Origin of the sequence: Inquilinus limosus (genome assembly GCF_051487185.1) — a bacterium.
In the GTDB taxonomy this organism is placed as follows: domain Bacteria; phylum Pseudomonadota; class Alphaproteobacteria; order DSM-16000; family Inquilinaceae; genus Inquilinus; species Inquilinus limosus_F.
In genome coordinates this window covers 144,347-160,023 of sequence record NZ_JAHVDK010000019.1, presented here as the reverse complement: position 1 = coordinate 160,023, position 15,677 = coordinate 144,347, and the positions used below count along the sequence as shown (strand labels likewise).

The following is a 15,677-nucleotide window of genomic DNA, read 5'->3' as shown; positions in this document are numbered from 1 at the left end:
GGCATCATCATGATCGGCGAGATCGGCGGCGACGCCGAGGTGATGGGCGCCGAGTTCCTCCGCGCGAGCGGCACCAAGAAGCCGGTGGTCGGCTTCATCGCCGGCCGCACCGCGCCGCCCGGCCGCCGCATGGGCCATGCCGGCGCCGTCATCTCCGGCGGCCACGACACCGCCGACCACAAGATCGACGCCCTCAAGGCCGCCGGCATCACCGTCGCCGACTCCCCGGCAGCGCTCGGGAAAACCATGATCCGGGTGCTGCGCGAAGGCAGCAGGGCTGCGGCGGAATAAGGCCACGAGATGCTGCGGTGCAGCCACGATTCCGGCTTGCCACCGCGGCGGAAACGTTCTTTGGTACCAGACGTACTGCATTTGGTATGCCAGAAGGCCGGCGATAACGGCCTCGGATAACAACGACATAACCGAGGGGAGGGGCAGCCGATCGACACATCGGCACGACGGGATCTGCTGACCCACCGAATCCGGTCCCAGACCGGCCCGGCGACAGCACTCCGCGCGCCCCTTCTCGAGGACGATGGCGTCCGTCACGGGCCGTCACCTCCGATGCCATGGGGTTGCCTCAACCGACATGCGAAGGATTGGGACGGAAATGCTGACTGAAACCTCATCTCAGACGGAGCCGGTTCGCAAAGGGCCGCCGGGGGGACGCTGGCTGCAGCTGCTCATCGGCATCGTCTGCATGGCGATGGTGGCCAATCTGCAATATGGCTGGACCCTGTTCGTCGGCCCGATCGATGCGACGCATCACTGGGGCCGGGCGGCGATCCAGGTCGCCTTCACCATCTTCGTTCTGACCGAGACCTGGCTGGTGCCGGTCGAGGGCTGGTTCGTCGACAAGTTCGGGCCGCGCATCGTGGTCCTGATCGGCGGCGTGCTCTGCGCCATCGCCTGGGCGATCAACTCGGTGGCGGATTCGCTGACCGTGCTCTACATCGCCGCCGCCATCGGCGGCATCGGCGCCGGCGCCGTCTACGGCACCTGCGTCGGCGCGGCGTTGAAATGGTTCCCGGACCGGCGCGGCCTGGCGGCGGGGCTGACCGCGGCCGGCTTCGGCGCCGGCTCGGCCCTGACCATCGTGCCAATCGCCAATATGATCCATTCCTCGGGCTATGAGGCGACCTTCCTGACCTTCGGCCTGATCCAGGGCGGCGCCGTGGTGCTGCTGTCCTTCCTGCTGGCGACGCCGGCCAAGGGGCAGCTGCCGGTCGTGAAGCCGAAGATCGTGCAGACCCGGCGTGACTATGCGCCGACGGAGATGCTGCGCAGCCCGGTGTTCTGGGTGATGTATGCGATGTTCGTCATGGTCGCCTCGGGCGGCCTCTTGGCGACCGCGCAACTGGCCCCGATCGCGACCGACTTCAAGATCGGCGACACGCCGGTCAGCATGCTCGGCCTGACCATGCCGGCACTGACCTTCGCGCTGTCGCTCGACCGCGTGCTGAACGGCGTCACCCGGCCGTTCTTCGGCTGGGTCTCGGACCATATCGGCCGCGAGAACACGATGTTCATCGCCTTCTTCTTGGAGGCGGTCGGCATCGTCCTGCTGATGGAGTTCGGCCAGGACCCTGTTCTGTTCGTGATCCTGACCGCGATGGTGTTCTTCGCCTGGGGCGAGATCTACTCGCTGTTCCCGGCGACCTGCGGCGACACCTTCGGGTCGCGCTACGCCACCACCAATGCCGGGCTGCTCTACACCGCCAAGGGGACGGCCTCGCTGGTGGTGCCCTTCGCCAATATTGCGGTCAGCCAGCTCGGCAGCTGGGACATGGTGTTCATCTTCGCCGCGCTGGTGAATGTGATCGCGGCGGTGATGGCGATGTTCGTGCTCAAGCCGATGCGGGCCCGGGCGCTGGAGCAGGCGCGGGCCCAGGCCGCCCTGGAAGGGGAGCCGCGCCTCGCCAACTGAACCGGGCCGGGACGATCCCGGCAATCGAGACGATCCCCGGGAGGCAAGCCTGCTTGCCTCCTCTTTCTTTGTGCGTGTGCCTCACATCGCGCGCATGAAGCTGGCCCAGGCCGGGTCGGTGGCCTCGAATTCGTCGGGCTGCGGGACGCGGCCGAAGCGGGAGGCGGGGCGCAGCGCCAGCGGGGCGCGGCCCATCTCCGCCGGGGCCAGCCGGTCCGCGGCATAGGCCAGAAGCGCGAAGCCCAAGGCGGCGCCGAGCACGAGAAAGGTCATGTCGTTCTCCTCCGTTCGTGTTGCGCTGCACATATGGCAGCGCGACAGAGAGAACGCAATGAAATCTGGTATACAGAATACAAGGTACAGTTTTGCATTTCCGCATGGCTGGCAGGCCTCCGCCCTGTGCCGCCTATCCTTCGACCTGGTGCCGCAGCGTCTCGAGGTGCCGCATCGCGGTCACGCCGTCGCGGATGGTGGGGGCGTCGGCCGTCTCGCTGAGGAAGGCCTTCAGCGTGACCTCCAAGAGGGCGTGGTAGCCCTTCACGTCCTCATTGGCGGCGGCGGTGAAGTTGGGCGACCAGGTCAGGGCGTCCTCCGTGCCGGACAGGGTGGCGCCGAGATCCTGGGTCTTGAAGGCCGGGTCGCGGTAGTAGGTCACGTCGACCACGTTGCGCACCTCCAGCCGGCGGTGGTCGCCCATGATCTGGACAAACTCCATCGGCGTGCCGCGCGACTGCACCGTGCCCATGACGATGGTGCCGATGGCGCCGTTGTCGAAGCCCAGCGCGATGTGCATCAAGAGGCGCCCGGGCCCGTTCTCGACCTTGCGTGCCGAGATCTCGCGAATCGGCGAGGCGGCGAGGAAGGCTGGCAGGTCCATGTAGTGGATGCAGTGGTGGAGGAAGAAGCCGCTGTAGTCGACCGCGCCGCGGAAATAGGTCGGCGCCGTCATGTAGGAGCCGTAGAAGCCCAGCACCGGACCGAATTCGCCGCCGCGGACGATGTTGCCGGCGATGCGGTTCCCGATCGACCAGCGCTTCATGAAGCCGACCACCAGCGGCTTGCCGGCGCGCTCCGACGCCGCCAGTAGCTCCTCCGCCTGGGCGAGAGTGTCGCCGGGCGGCTTCTCCATGAACACCGGCAGGCCGCGGGCCAGGGCGGCGAGGCCGATGGCGTGATGCGCGGCCGGCCCGACCGCCATGCCGACCGCGTCGAGCCCGGGATGGGCCAGCAGGTCGCGATGGTCGGAATAGGTGGCGCGGACGCCGAACTGGCGGGCGGCGCGGGCCAGGTTGGCGCCGTCGACATCGCACAGCGCCACGAGCTCGACATCGTGGCGCGTCAGCTGCGGCAGCAGCATCTGGGTCGCATGCGTGCCGCAGCCGATCCAGCCGATCCTCATCGCCGGTGCCCTCCCATGGCCAGAGCGCCACGCAGCAGGGCCAGGCTCTGCGTCAGCTTCTCGGTCTCGTCCTCATGCGGCGGCCGCCATTGCGCGATCGGCACGCCGAAGCGGTCGTCGTCGCGCCGGAACGGCTCGACCGAGATCGGGCCGGCATAGCCGACCTCGGCCAGGGCCCGCACCACCGCCACCCAGTCGGTGGCGCCGGTGCCGACGAAGCCGCGATGGTTCTCGTTCGCCTGGAAATGGACGAAGCGGTCGCCGGCCAGGCGGATCGCCTCGGCGATGTCCGCCTCCTCCATATGCATGTGGAAGGTGTCGAGCATCAGCCGCACCTCCGGCCGGCCGACAAGGTCGATCAGCTCCAGCCCCTGGTGGGTGGTGCACAGGATGTCGGTCTCGAACCGGTTCAGCGGCTCGACCGCCAGCGTCACCCCGTGGTCGCGGGCGGCGTCGGCGGCCCGGCGCAGCCCGTCGACGCACCAGTCGCGGCGGCGCAGCCGGAGGTCCTCGGGCACCGGCGCCGGCGGCCGGCCGGCGAAGACCAGCGGGTTGCCGTAGAGCGGGCCGCCGACGATGCGGGCGCCCAACGCCTCGGCGCAATCGGCGGCATAGCGCAGGTAATCGACCCCGGCCTCGCGCGCGGCGGCATCGTCGCCGGTCAGGTTGCGCTGCAGATTGACCCGGGCGGCTAGCACGACGGACAGGCCGGCGCCGTCCAACGCCCGACGGGTTTCGGCGAGGTCCAGCTCGCCCGGCTCGGGCACCAGCAGCTCGATGAAGTCGTAGCCCATGGTGCGGATCCGCTCGAACCAGCCGAAATGCTCGGCGGTGAAGGGGCGCGCGACCTGCATGGAGATGAGGCCGATCGGGTTCGGCATGGATGCGGTCTTTCTTGGTCGGGAGATGGTCATCCCTTCACGGCGCCCTGGGTCAGGCCGCCGATCAGGCGTTTCTGGACGAGGAGGAACAGGATGGTGGCGGGCAGGGCGCCGACCACGCCGCCGGCGGTCAGCAGGCCCCATTCGATCTGGTACTCGCCGATCAGGGTCTGGATCGCGACGGTCATGGTGCGGACGCTGCGGCCGCCCAGCGTCAGGGCGTAGAGATATTCGTTCCAGGCGGTGATGAAGATGTAGATCCCGGTCGCCACGAGACCGGGAATGCAGAGCGGCAGGATCACCCGCCACAGCGCGCCGAGCCGCGAGCAGCCATCGGTCATCGCCGCCTCGTCCAGGCTCTTCGGGATCGCGTCGATGTAGCTCGTCATCATCCAGATGGCGAAGGGGATGGCGACGGTGGCGTTGGCGATGATCAGCGCGACATGGGTGTCGAGCAGGCCCAGCCGCCGCATCAGCACGAACAGCGGCAGGATCAGCAGCACGATCGGGAACATGTTGATGACCAGGAACTGGACCATCAGCAGCCGGCGCCCGGGGAAGCGGAAGCGCGAGAAGGCATAGGCCGCAGTGACGCTGAGCGTCAGCCCGACCGCGACCGTGCCCAGCGCCACGATCAGGCTGTGGCCCATATTGGCGAGGAAGCTGGTGCGGCCGAACAGCCTCTCGTAGCTGGCGGCGGTCCAGGCTGACGGGTCGGCGGCGACGCCGCGGCCGACGATGTCGTCCGGCGGCGTCAGCGAGGTCAGCGCCATCCACAGGTAGGGGCCCAGGGCGAAGCCCGCGATCAGCAGCATCGGCAGGTGGATCAGGGCGGCCCGGCGCCAGGGGGAGCTGCGGGTGACCATCAGTCCATGGTCCTCGTGGTGCGCCGCAGATAGACCAGGACGAAGCCGGCGAGCAGCAGGGTGAATATGACGGCCAGCGCCGAGCCGTAGCCGAAGTCGAGATTGGTCCTGGCCTTGATGAAGGCGTAGAGCGGCAGGGTGTGGGTGGCGTAGCCCGGGCCGCCGCCGGTCATGACGAAGATCACGTCGATCGAGTTGGCGACCCAGATCAGCCGCAGCAGCACCGCGGTCGCGATCACCCCGGCGATCGAGGGCAGGGTGATCCGCCAGAACTGCTGCCAGCCCGTCGCGCCGTCGATCGCCGCCGCCTCGTACAGGTCGCGCGGCACCGCCTGCAGCCCCGCCAGGATCATCACCGCGAAGAACGGGAAGCCCTGCCAGGTCAGGGTCAGGATGATGGCGTAGAGCGAGGTGCCGGGGTCGGCCAGCCAGGGGAAGGCGCCCTGCAGCATGCCGAGACGCACCAGCACGTCGTTCAGCACCCCGGCGTTCGGGTCGTAGATCCAGCGCCACATCAGGGCGATGACGACGCTGGGCAGGGCCCAGGGGATGATGACGACGGCCCGGGCCAGCGGCCGCCACCAGAAGCGCTGGTTCAGCAGCAGCGCGGTGGCGAGGCCGAGCAGCAGCTGGGCCGGGACCGTGATCCCGACCCAGAGCGCGGTGTGCTGCAGCGAGGTCCAGAACACCGGGTCGGCCAGCGCCTTGGCGAAGTTGTCGAGCCCGGCGAAAGGCATCCGGGTCGGCCGGAACAGCACGAATTCGTGCAGGCTGAGGACCAGCGCCTGCAGTATCGGCAGGAACACGATCAGCAGCGTCACCAGCACCGCCGGGCTCAGCAGCACATAGGGCAGGATCCGGGTCCGCTCCTTGCCGCGGACCGGCGCCGCCCGGGCCGTCGCCAGGGTCATCGACATCGGGTCCTCCGCCTTATGGGGCGTAGAGCTGCTCGAACTCCTGCATCATCTGCTCCGCCGTGATCTCGCCGGTCAGGGCCCGCTGCATCGCCGCCGGCCACACCGTGTTGACGAAATCCGCGGTCTGGGAGACGGCGGGCAGGCTGTGGGCGAAGGGCAGGGACTGGACGGTGGCATCGACGAAGCGCATCTCGTGCAGCGTCCACTTCGCCGCGCCGCTCTTGGTCACCGGCAGCTGGCCGGTCGCCTTGTTGAACTCGACATTGGCGTCGCCGCCGGCCAGGAAGGCGATCCACTTCCAGGCGGCGTCCTTGTCCTCGGCCGAGGACAGCACGGCCAGGGATTCGTCGCCGTAGGAGGTCCAGCGGCCGCCGTTGCATTCCGGCACCGGCACGGCGGAGACCTTGTCGCCCAGCGCCTTCACGATGCCGGCGGAGGAGCCGATGTGGTGGATCGTCATCGCCGTCCGCCCCTGCTGGAAGGCGGCGATGATCTCCTGGAACCCGTCATTCGGCGCCGAGGGCGGGAACAGCTTCTGGCCGCGATAGAGATCGACCAGCCAATTGTTGGCAGCGACTACCTGCGGCGTGGTCAGGCCGCCCTTCTCGAACTTGGCGCCGGCCGACAGGACGAAGGGGCCCCAATGGTCGTAGCCGCCCTTGCCGCCGCGGAAGCCGAAGCCCCAGAGGTCCGGCTGCCCGTCGCCGTTGGTGTCGCGGGTCAGCGCCTTGGCCGCCTTGTGGAACTCGTCGCAGGTCTTGGGCGGCTGCAGCCCGGCCTCGGCCAACAGATCGGCGCGGTAGTAGAGGTAGGAGACGACATACTGGACCGGCAGGTAGTATTGGTGCCCGTCCGGACCCGCATTGATCTTCAACAGGTCATCCTGCAGGTCGGCCTTGCCGTCCCAGCCGGCGATCCGGTCGTCCAGCGGCTCCAGCGCCTCCATCTCCACCAGCCGCGGCTGCGCGAACAGCTTCACCATCGCCGCGTCCGGCGCGTTGCCGCCGGCGATCGCGGTGTAGAGATTGTCGTAATAGCTGTTCCAGGGGATGTTCTCGGCCTCGATCTTGATCCCCGGATTGGCCGCCTCGAATTTGGCGACCAGATCGGCCACCGGATTGTCCGGATTGTCGAAATGGTACCAGAAGCGGACCGTGCTCTCGGCCTGCGCCGTCCCCGCGGCCAGCGCCAGCAGCGCGGCCAGGGCCGCACCCTGCATCTTCCTCATGACGTCTCCTCCTGTTGTTATGCGTTGTCGTTGAAGCGCCGGGCCCAGGCCCCGGCTTCGGCGAAGGCCGTTCGGGCTTCCGCCAGAGCGGTCGTCATCTGCATGAAGCCGTGGATGACGCCGCGATGGACCCGCAGCGGATCGGCCCGCCCCGACGCCCGCAGCCGCGCCCCGAGCGCCAGCGTGTCGCTGAGCAGCGGGTCGAGCCCGGCGGCGTTGAGATAGAGCGGCGGCAGCACCCGCAGCGCGGCGTCCGATGCCAGGAGGGGCGAGACCAGCGGCTCTCCCCAGGTGGCGGGATCGGGCACGTACCAGTCCCGGTACCGGGCCATCCTTGCGCTGGTCAGGCCGTAGCCGCCGGGGCCGAAGCGCCGGTGGGATTCGGTGTCGTGGTCGACGGCATAGACGCCGTAGAACAGCAGACCGAACTCGGGCAGCGGCCGGCCGGCGGCCTGCTCCCGCAGCATCAGCGCCAGCGCCAGGTTGGCGCCGGCGGAATCGCCCGAGATGCCGACGGGCCCCGCGATCCGGTGCCACGCCAGTGTCTCTGGGAAGGCCCGCCACGCTGCCACGGCGTCGTTCAGCCCGGCCGGGTAGGGATGCTCCGGCGCCAGGCGGTAGTCGACGCCGATCACGGCCATGCCCGTCGCCTTGGCGAGGCAGCGCATCGCCCGGTCATGGGTGTCGATGCTGCAGAAGGCCCAGCCGCCGCCATGGATGTAGAGGATCGCGCCCCGCGCCGAATCCGGCCGGACCAGCCGGGCCCGCAGCGGGCCGGCGCTGCCTGGCAGCATCAGCTCGGTCGTCTCCGCCATCGGCGGCAGGTCCCGATTCCAACGTCCGTTCGCCCCTTCCGCCTGGGCCCGGCCCGCGGCGGGCGGCAGGGTGCTCGGGTCCGGCAGGTGCCCGTCCTCGGCGGCCAGCCGCGCCATGATCGCCGCCATCTCGGCGTTGGGCGTGTCGTTCGGATCGAAGCCGGTCATGCCGTGCGGCCCTCCTCGGCGGCGCCGAAGATCGACGGGCCGAAATCGACGATGGTCTCGATGTGGTGGCCGATGGCGGCGACCGCCGCCGCCTCGTCCCGCGCCGTCAGCGCCTCGACGATGGTCCAGTGCCGCCGAGCGGTGGCCATCAGGTCGCGCCGCTCGCCGCTGCGGGTGATCTTGAAGCGGTGGTTGTGCAGGATGCAGCGGTGCAGCAGCGGCTCCACCGCCGGCAGGCCGGCGGCCCGGAACAGCCGCCGGTGGAAGGCGCGGTCCAGCTCGGTCTGCCCGTATTCGTCGCCGGCCTGCGCCTTCGCCTCCATGCCCTCGATCAGGGCGGTCAGGTCCGGCAGCAGGGCGGGGTCGGGGCGCCGCAGGGCGCGGACGACGCCGCGGGTCTCGATGCCGTGGCGTAGCCGGAACATCTCGACCGCCTCATCCTCGGTGCAGTCGGCGACGCGGGTGCCCTTGTGCGGCTGGCGATGCACCAGCCCTTCCTCCTGCAGCGCCAGCAGCGCCTCGCGCACCGTGCCCTGGCTGCACTGGAAACGCTGCGCCAGCTCCAGCTCCAGCAGGGCGATACCGGGCGCCAGCTCGCCCAGCATGATCAGGCGCTTGAGGCCGTCGAAGACCTCCGCACTCTTGCCGGGCCGCATGCCCTCCTGGGCAATAGCGAGCATCTGACGTCTCGATGTTGTTATCGATATTGATAACGATATCGATAATCCCGAGATGTGCAAGCCCGATCCCCAACCACGGGCAAAAACCGTCATGGCGAGCCCCGGAGGGGCGTGGCCATCCAGGGGTCCCCGGCCCCTGGATCGCCACGCCGGCTTCGCCGGCTCGCGATGACGATCCTGGGGAGGAATGTGCTGCGTCACGCGGCGGTCTGGCTGATCACGGTGCAGGCGCGCTTCAGGGCGTCCAGCGTGTCCATCAGCCGGACCTCCTGCCCGTGGCGCTTGATGCAGGTGATGATCATGCTGGCGACGGCATGGCCGTTGCGGTCCAGGATCGGGCAGCAGATGTCGGTCAGGCCGACGAAATCCCGGCTCTCATGCAGCTCGAAGCCGCGGCTGCGGATGCGGGCCAGGTCCTGCATCAGCTCCGCCTCGGTCACCCGGCCCTGGGCCTGGGGCAGGCTCTCGCGGATCAGCCGCCGCTGCACCTCCGGCGGCTGGAAAGCGACGATCACCTGGCCCGACGTGGCGTCCACCGCCGGCCGGTTGAAGCCGAGATTGAGGGTGAAGCTGATGTCCGGCTCGCCGGAGACGGAGGCCAGCACGACAGTGCGGCCGCGATACAGCACCACCAGATGGGCGGAATGGCCAGTCTCGGCGGCCAGCGCGTTCATCACCGGCACCGCCTCGGTCACTAGGTTGCGCACCCGCGGCGTGCGCAGCCCCAGCGAGAACAGCCGGTTGGTCAGGGTCAGCTCGTCGGTGGCCGGGTCGCGGGCCAGGTAGTCCCGCTCCAGCAGCACCATCACCATGCGGAAGATCTCGCTTTTCGAGCGCCCCAACTCGTCCGCGATCCGGCTCAGTGACAGCGGCTCGTCGCGGCTGGCCAGCAGCTCCAGGATATCCAGGCCCTTCTCCAGCGCCGGCGCCGAATACCCCGCTCTCTTTTCCGTCACGTACACCCCCGACGAATCCCGGACCGACTGTATCGCCGCCGTCGGCCGCTCGATGATCGTTTTATATATGACGTTGACATCACCAATGAAACAGCCATAGCGTTTTCGGCAAACACAGCCGAGACAGCCGCAGGGAGGCTTCACGGTGGAAAGCATCGAAGCGGTGACGGCGGGATCCGGCGGGGCGACCGCGCGCCGCAGCACAGCTTTCACCGATATCGACTTCGACAGGCCGGGCCGGCAGGTCGGCTTCTTCCACATCCCGCAATCGCCGGACGACGACGCCTGGGGCACGGTGCGCATCCCACTGGCGGTGATCGCCAACGGCACCGGGCCGACCGTGATCCTGGAGGGCGGCAACCACGGCGACGAATACGAAGGGCCGATCACCCTCGGCGAGATCATCCGCGACCTCGACCCCGGCGCGGTGCAGGGCCGGCTGATCCTGATCCCGGCGATCAACCTGCCGGCGGTGGTGGCCGGCAAGCGCACCTCGCCGGTCGACGGGCTGAACTTCAACCGGACCTTCCCCGGCGATCCGGCCGGCACCATCACCCGGCAGATCTCGGCCTATGTGCAGGACGTGCTGCTGCCGCTGGGCGACGCCTTCCTCGACCTCCATTCCGGCGGCTCGTCGCTCGACATCCTGCCGAGCGCGATCATCGAGCCGGCGGCCGACCCGGCGCATCTGCGGCGCAACATCGACGCCGTGCTGGCCTTCGACGCGCCGATCACCGTCGTGGTCGACAATCTCGGCGAGCCGCGCACCGCGACCTCCGCAGCCGTCGCCGCCGGGCTGACCGTGGTCGGCACCGAGATGGCGGGGGCGGGGACCGTGTCACTCGACGCGCTCGCCCTCTGCCGGCGCGGCGTGCGCAACGTGCTGGCCCATCTCGGCGTGCTCGACCCGTCCTTCGCCACGCCGCGCCGGCCCGATCCGAAGGTCTATGAGGTGCTGGGCGCCTCCGCCTATGTCATCGCCAGCGATGACGGCGTGTTCGAGCCCTATCACCGCAATGGCACGGAGGTGCGTGCAGGTCAGCCGGCTGGGCGCATCCATTTCCTGCACGATCCGGGGCGCACGCCGGTCGAGCTGCGCTACGGCGCCGACGGCATCGTCTATGCCCGGCGGCAGCCCGGGCGGGTACGGCCCGGCAATTGCTGCCTGGTCGTCGCCTCGCCCTATCGCGGGAGCCTCGGATGATCGGCTTCGGCGACATCACGGCCGCAGCCGACCGGATCCGCGGCCATGTCCGGCGGACGCCGCTGATGCGGGCCGACCAGCTGCTCGAAGCGCCGACGGCGGCGCCGCTGTGGCTGAAGCTCGAATGCCTGCAGGTCACCGGCTCCTTCAAGGCACGCGGGGCGACCAACCGGCTGCTGGCCGCGGACCGGGCGGCGCTGGCCCGCGGCATCGTCACCGCCTCGGGCGGCAATCACGGTCTCGCGGTGGCGCGGGCCGGGCATCTCGCCCAGGTGCCGACCACCGTATTCCTGCCCGGCAACGCCTCGCCGGCCAAGCGCGCCAAGCTGGCCGGCTGGGGCGCGGAGATCCGGATCGAGGGCACGGTGTGGGACGAATCCGACCGCGCCGCCCGAGCCTCCGCCGAGGAGACCGGCGCCGTCTACTTCCATCCGTTTGCCGATCCCGAGGTGGTCGCGGGGCAGGGCACCGTGGCGCTGGAGATCGCCGAGGAGTTGCCGGAGGCCAGCCTGTTCCTGATCGCGATCGGCGGCGGCGGGCTGGCCGCCGGCATGGCGACGGCGATCCGCGCGACCTATCCGAAGGCCCGGATCGTCGGAATCGAACCGGTCGGCTCCCCGACCCTGCACGCCAGCCTGGCGGCGGGGCAGGTGGTGACGCTCGACGCCGTCACCACGGCGGTGCCGACCATGGCCTGCGGCCGCACCGATCCGCGCATCTTCGAGATCATCCGCCGCACCGTGGACGAGGTGGTGCTGATCGAGGACCGGGACATGGAGCGGGCGGCCCGCTGGCTGTGGTTCGAGCTCGGCCTCGCCGCCGATCTCAGCGGTGCCGCCTCGGTCGCGGCGCTGCAATCCGGCCGAGTGGTGCCGCGCGACGGCGATGTCGTCTGCGGCCTGGTCTGCGGCGCGGGGACGGACGGCCTCGGCGCCTGAGCGCAGAGCCCGGAGGACTGCGCCCTCCCAACAAGAACAGTGCACCGAGGCTTCACAGGAGAGGACGAGACCATGATCAAGCATGTGCTGTCGGGTGTGGCCCTCACCGCGGTCCTGGCCCTGTCGGGCCTCGCATCCGCCGCCGAGCCGGTGCTCGGCCTCGCCGCCATCGACCTGCAGAACTCCTTCTTCGTGCGGATGAAGGAGGCGGGCGACACCGCCGCCAAGGACTACGGCGTCCAGGCCACCTGGCAGAGCGCGGAGGGCAGCCTGGAGAAGCAGGTCGCGATCATCGAGAACTTCATCAACCAGAAGGTCGACGCGATCCTGGTCGACCCGCTGGACAAGAACGCCCTGCTGCCGGTGATCAAGAAGGCCGAGGCCGCCAAGATCCCGGTGATCACCATGGGCAACAAGGTCGAGGGCGGCTGGAACACTTCGACGCTGTATCCGGACCAGGAGAACATGTCGGTGGTGGCCCGCGCGCTGGGCCAGACCCTCGGCGGCGAGGGCGAGGTCGCGCTGCTGGTCGGCACCCGCGGCAACTTCGTCTCCGACACCCGCGAGAAGGCCTTCACCGAGACGCTGGCCAAGGAGTTCCCGAACATCAAGCTGGTCGGCATCCAGCCCACCGGCTGGGATTCGGCCAAGGCCACCGACGCGGCCCAGACCTGGCTGACGACCTATCCCGACCTGAAGGCGATCGGCTGCATCTCGGATTCGATGTGCCTCGCCGCCAGCGCCGTCGCCCAGGCGATGGACCGCAAGCTGCTCTATGCCGGCTATGACGGCGACGAGGAAATGCACCCGCTGCTCGAGGACGGGTCGATGGTGATGGACGTGCTGACCGGCGCCTATCGCGTCGGCTACTGGAACATCGCGGTCGCGGCACGGCTGGCCAAGGGCGAGAGCATGCCCAAGGATCTCTACATGCCGACCTATTTCGTCACCTCCGACGCCACCGCCCAGGCGCTGGCCGGCAAGGGGCTGAAGGTCGAGCACATCACCCCCGAGGCCGCGACCAAGGCGGCCAAGGCCTATACCGAGCAGCTCGGGCCGAAGCAGCCCACCGCAGCCATGACGGTCGCGAAGTAGGGAGAGGAAGGACGGGAGCGGAGCGATGCCGCCGAACACCGCGGACGTGGCCCCGGCGCGGCGCCTGTTTCTCGCCGGGGCCGGCTTCGGCAACGACCTGGTGCTGGCCGGGCTGATCCTGCTGGTGCTGGCCGGCTTCGGCCTGGCCGGGCCCGGCTTCCTGTCCTTCGCCAACCTCGTCTCGATCGGCCAGCAGACGGCGGTGATCGCCATCGTCGGCTTCGCCATGACCGCGGTGATCATCGCCCGCGGCATCGACATCTCGGTCGGCAGCACCCTCGCCGTCTCCGGCATCGTAGCCGCCCAGGCCTACAGCGCGACCGGGTCGCCGCTGCTCGGCATGGCTGCCGCCCTGGCGGCGGGCGCCGCGGTCGGGCTGGTCAACGGGCTGCTGGTCAGCGCGTTCGGCATCAGCCCGTTCATCGCCACTCTGGCGACGCTGGCCGCGGGAAAGGGGGCGGCGCTCAGCCTGTCCGGCGCCTCCAGCATCCCGGTCGACAGCCCGGCCCTGCTGTGGGCCGGCAGCGCCGACATTCTCGGCGTCCCGGCCTCGCTGCTGCTGGCCCTCCTGCTGCTCGCCGGCTGGTGGGGGCTGCTGCACCGCACGGTCTTCGGCCGCTGGATCTTCGCGGTCGGCGGCAATGCCGGCGCGGCCCTGGCCTCCCTGATCCCGGTCCGGACGGTGCAGACCCTGACCTATGTGCTCGCGGGCATGTCGGCCGGGCTCGGCGCCGTGGTCATCATCGGCCGGCTCGGCTCGGCCCAGCCTTTGGCCGGCACCGGCCTCGAATTCGCGGCGATCACAGCGGCGATCGTCGGCGGCACCAAGCTGTCGGGCGGCGAGGGCAGCGTCACCGGCACGGCGCTGGGCGCGCTGCTGCTCGGCGCCATCAACACCGGCCTGTCCTTCCTGCAGGTGCCGCAGCAGGCGATCTACATCGTCACCGGCGGGCTGGTGCTGTTCGCGGTGCTGCTGAGTCAACGCGACCGGTTGGCCGCCACCGTGGCGAAGTGGCGCCGCCGCAGCCGCGCCGCCCACACGGCGGAGGAGGCGGCGGCCCAGGCCACGCCGCGCCGGCTGGACCGGCACGAGCTGCGCATCGTCGGCCTCGGCAAGGTCTTCCCCGGCGTCAAGGCGCTGGAGGGCGTGGCCTTCGACATCCGGGCCGGCGAGGTGGTGGCGCTGGCGGGCGAGAACGGCGCCGGCAAGTCGACCCTGGTGAAGTGCCTATCCGGCGTGCACCAGCCCGACGAGGGCGGGCTGATCCTGGATGGCCGCCCGGTGCGGCTGCGCACCCCGGCCGAGGCGGCGGCGGCCGGCATCGCCGTGATCCACCAGCATTTCAGCCTGGTGCCCGACCTGACCGTGGCCGAGAACCTGTTCCTGGGGCGCGAGCCGGGCGGCGTCGCCTTGCGGCGGGCCGAGATGCGGCGCAAGGCCAGGGAGCTGATCGATCAGTTCGACCTCGGCCTCCGGCCCGACGACCGGGTCGGCAACCTCACGGTCGGCCAGCGCCAGATGGTCGAGATCGCCAAGTCGATGCTGTCCGAGGCCTGGCTGGTGATCATGGACGAGCCGACCAGCGCCTTGTCGACCCGCGAGCGCGACCGCCTCTACGAGCTGATCGGCCGGATGAAGGGGATCGGCTGCGCCATTCTCTACATCTCGCACAAGATGGAGGAGATCTTCACCCTGGCCGACCGCGCTGTCGTGCTGCGCGACGGCCGCTTCGTCGGCGAGCGCGCGATCCGCGATCTCGACGAGCCGGCGCTGATCGGAATGATGGTCGGCCGCGACATCGGCAACGTCTTCCCGCACCGGCCGGTGCCGCGGGGCGAGCTGCTGGTGGCGGTCGAGGACATCAGCGATGGCGGGATGCTGCGCTCGGCCAGCCTGACGGTGCATGCGGGCGAGGTGGTGGCGCTGGCCGGGCTGATGGGCAGCGGCCGGTCCGAGGTGATGCGCTGCATCGCCGGCCTGTCCGCCCACCGCGCCGGGATGATCCGGATCGGCGGCGCCGGGTTGCCGCCCGGCGATGCGCGGCGGGCCAATGCGCTGGGCGTCGCCTATGTGCCGGAGGACCGGCATCTCGAAGGCTTCGTCGGCCCGATGTCGATCCAGGACAACGTCACTTTGGCCTGGATCCGGGCCAAATCCGCGCTGGGACTGGTGCGGCCGTCGGCCCTGGCGGCCGAGGCCGGGCGGCTGATCCGGCAGCTCGGCGTCCGGCCGCCGGACCCGCGCAAGCGCGTCGGGGATCTCTCCGGCGGCAATCAGCAGAAGGTGGTGATCGGCAAATGGTTGGCGACGCGCCCGCGGGTGCTGCTGCTGGACGAGCCGACGCGCGGCGTCGATGTCGGCGCCAAGTCGGAGCTGCACGCGCTGATCGCCGAGCTGAAGGCCCAGGGCGCCGGGATCCTGATGGTGTCGAGCGAGCTGCCCGAGGTTCTGGGCGTCGCCGACCGCATCGTGGTGATGCATGAGGGCCGCACTGCCGGTGAGCTGCCGCGCGGGGCGACCGAGACCGAGGTGATGGCGCTGGCCTTCGGCCGCAGCGCCGAGGCGCAACGCCTGACGAAACAGGAGAGGGTAGCGGGATGAG

At 69.9% G+C, this 15,677-nt stretch carries 14 protein-coding genes and 1 pseudogene; 6 read left to right on the top strand and 9 right to left on the bottom strand.

Going from position 1 to position 15,677, the window contains the following annotated elements; translation table 11 throughout:
- Positions 1-291: pseudogene (locus tag KXR53_RS21845) on the top strand (succinate--CoA ligase subunit alpha); the annotation flags it as partial.
- Positions 292-610: 319 nt separating this feature from the next.
- Positions 611-1,927, top strand: coding sequence for an oxalate/formate MFS antiporter (oxlT, locus tag KXR53_RS21840; protein WP_437377384.1), 1,317 nt, complete (start codon positions 611-613; stop codon positions 1,925-1,927).
- Positions 1,928-2,008: 81 nt separating this feature from the next.
- Here the strand turns inward: oxlT and KXR53_RS21835 are convergent, their stop codons facing one another.
- The 9 genes from KXR53_RS21835 to KXR53_RS21795 all read right to left on the bottom strand — a co-directional run bounded on the left by KXR53_RS21835 (position 2,009) and on the right by KXR53_RS21795 (position 9,837).
- Positions 2,009-2,200, bottom strand: coding sequence for a hypothetical protein (locus tag KXR53_RS21835; protein ID WP_437377383.1), 192 nt, complete (start codon positions 2,198-2,200; stop codon positions 2,009-2,011).
- Positions 2,201-2,333: 133 nt separating this feature from the next.
- Positions 2,334-3,326 (bottom strand): Gfo/Idh/MocA family protein, encoded by a 993-nt coding sequence (locus KXR53_RS21830; protein ID WP_437377382.1) that lies wholly within the window; start codon positions 3,324-3,326, stop codon positions 2,334-2,336.
- A complete protein-coding gene (locus tag KXR53_RS21825; RefSeq protein ID WP_437377381.1) occupies positions 3,323-4,207 on the bottom strand; it encodes a sugar phosphate isomerase/epimerase family protein in 885 nt (294 codons plus the stop codon). Before KXR53_RS21825 ends, KXR53_RS21830 begins: the two co-directional genes overlap by 4 nt.
- A 29-nt stretch (positions 4,208-4,236) precedes the next feature.
- Positions 4,237-5,073, bottom strand: a complete 837-nt coding sequence (locus KXR53_RS21820) for a carbohydrate ABC transporter permease (protein WP_437377380.1) — start codon at positions 5,071-5,073, stop codon at positions 4,237-4,239.
- A complete protein-coding gene (locus KXR53_RS21815) occupies positions 5,073-5,990 on the bottom strand; it encodes a carbohydrate ABC transporter permease (RefSeq protein WP_437377379.1) in 918 nt (305 codons plus the stop codon). The genes KXR53_RS21820 and KXR53_RS21815 overlap by 1 nt, the downstream gene beginning before the upstream one ends.
- A 13-nt stretch (positions 5,991-6,003) precedes the next feature.
- Positions 6,004-7,218 carry an ABC transporter substrate-binding protein gene (locus KXR53_RS21810; protein WP_437377378.1) on the bottom strand — a complete coding sequence of 405 codons (1,215 nt, stop codon included), beginning with the start codon at positions 7,216-7,218 and terminating at the stop codon, positions 6,004-6,006.
- Positions 7,219-7,235: 17 nt separating this feature from the next.
- Positions 7,236-8,201 carry an alpha/beta hydrolase gene (locus tag KXR53_RS21805; protein ID WP_437377377.1) on the bottom strand — a complete coding sequence of 322 codons (966 nt, stop codon included), beginning with the start codon at positions 8,199-8,201 and terminating at the stop codon, positions 7,236-7,238.
- The gene (locus tag KXR53_RS21800) at positions 8,198-8,881 is read right to left on the bottom strand and encodes a GntR family transcriptional regulator (RefSeq protein WP_437377376.1); all 684 of its coding nucleotides are present in this window, start codon (positions 8,879-8,881) and stop codon (positions 8,198-8,200) included. Before KXR53_RS21800 ends, KXR53_RS21805 begins: the two co-directional genes overlap by 4 nt.
- A gap of 197 nt (positions 8,882-9,078) precedes the next feature.
- A complete protein-coding gene (locus tag KXR53_RS21795; protein WP_437377375.1) occupies positions 9,079-9,837 on the bottom strand; it encodes an IclR family transcriptional regulator in 759 nt (252 codons plus the stop codon).
- Positions 9,838-9,982: 145 nt separating this feature from the next.
- On the opposite strand from KXR53_RS21795, the gene KXR53_RS21790 reads away from it, so the two are divergent.
- The 4 genes from KXR53_RS21790 to KXR53_RS21775 all read left to right on the top strand — a co-directional run bounded on the left by KXR53_RS21790 (position 9,983) and on the right by KXR53_RS21775 (position 15,676).
- On the top strand, positions 9,983-11,041 hold the full coding sequence (locus tag KXR53_RS21790; RefSeq protein ID WP_437377374.1) for a succinylglutamate desuccinylase/aspartoacylase family protein: 1,059 nt from the start codon (positions 9,983-9,985) through the stop codon (positions 11,039-11,041).
- Positions 11,038-11,979 carry a threonine ammonia-lyase gene (locus tag KXR53_RS21785; protein ID WP_437377373.1) on the top strand — a complete coding sequence of 314 codons (942 nt, stop codon included), beginning with the start codon at positions 11,038-11,040 and terminating at the stop codon, positions 11,977-11,979. Before KXR53_RS21790 ends, KXR53_RS21785 begins: the two co-directional genes overlap by 4 nt.
- Positions 11,980-12,051: 72 nt before the next feature.
- Positions 12,052-13,074 carry a sugar ABC transporter substrate-binding protein gene (locus tag KXR53_RS21780; RefSeq protein WP_437377372.1) on the top strand — a complete coding sequence of 341 codons (1,023 nt, stop codon included), beginning with the start codon at positions 12,052-12,054 and terminating at the stop codon, positions 13,072-13,074.
- 25 nt (positions 13,075-13,099) lie between these two features.
- Complete coding sequence (locus KXR53_RS21775; RefSeq protein ID WP_437377371.1) at positions 13,100-15,676, top strand: ATP-binding cassette domain-containing protein; 2,577 nt, start codon at positions 13,100-13,102, stop codon at positions 15,674-15,676.
- Position 15,677: the final 1 nt, after the last annotated feature.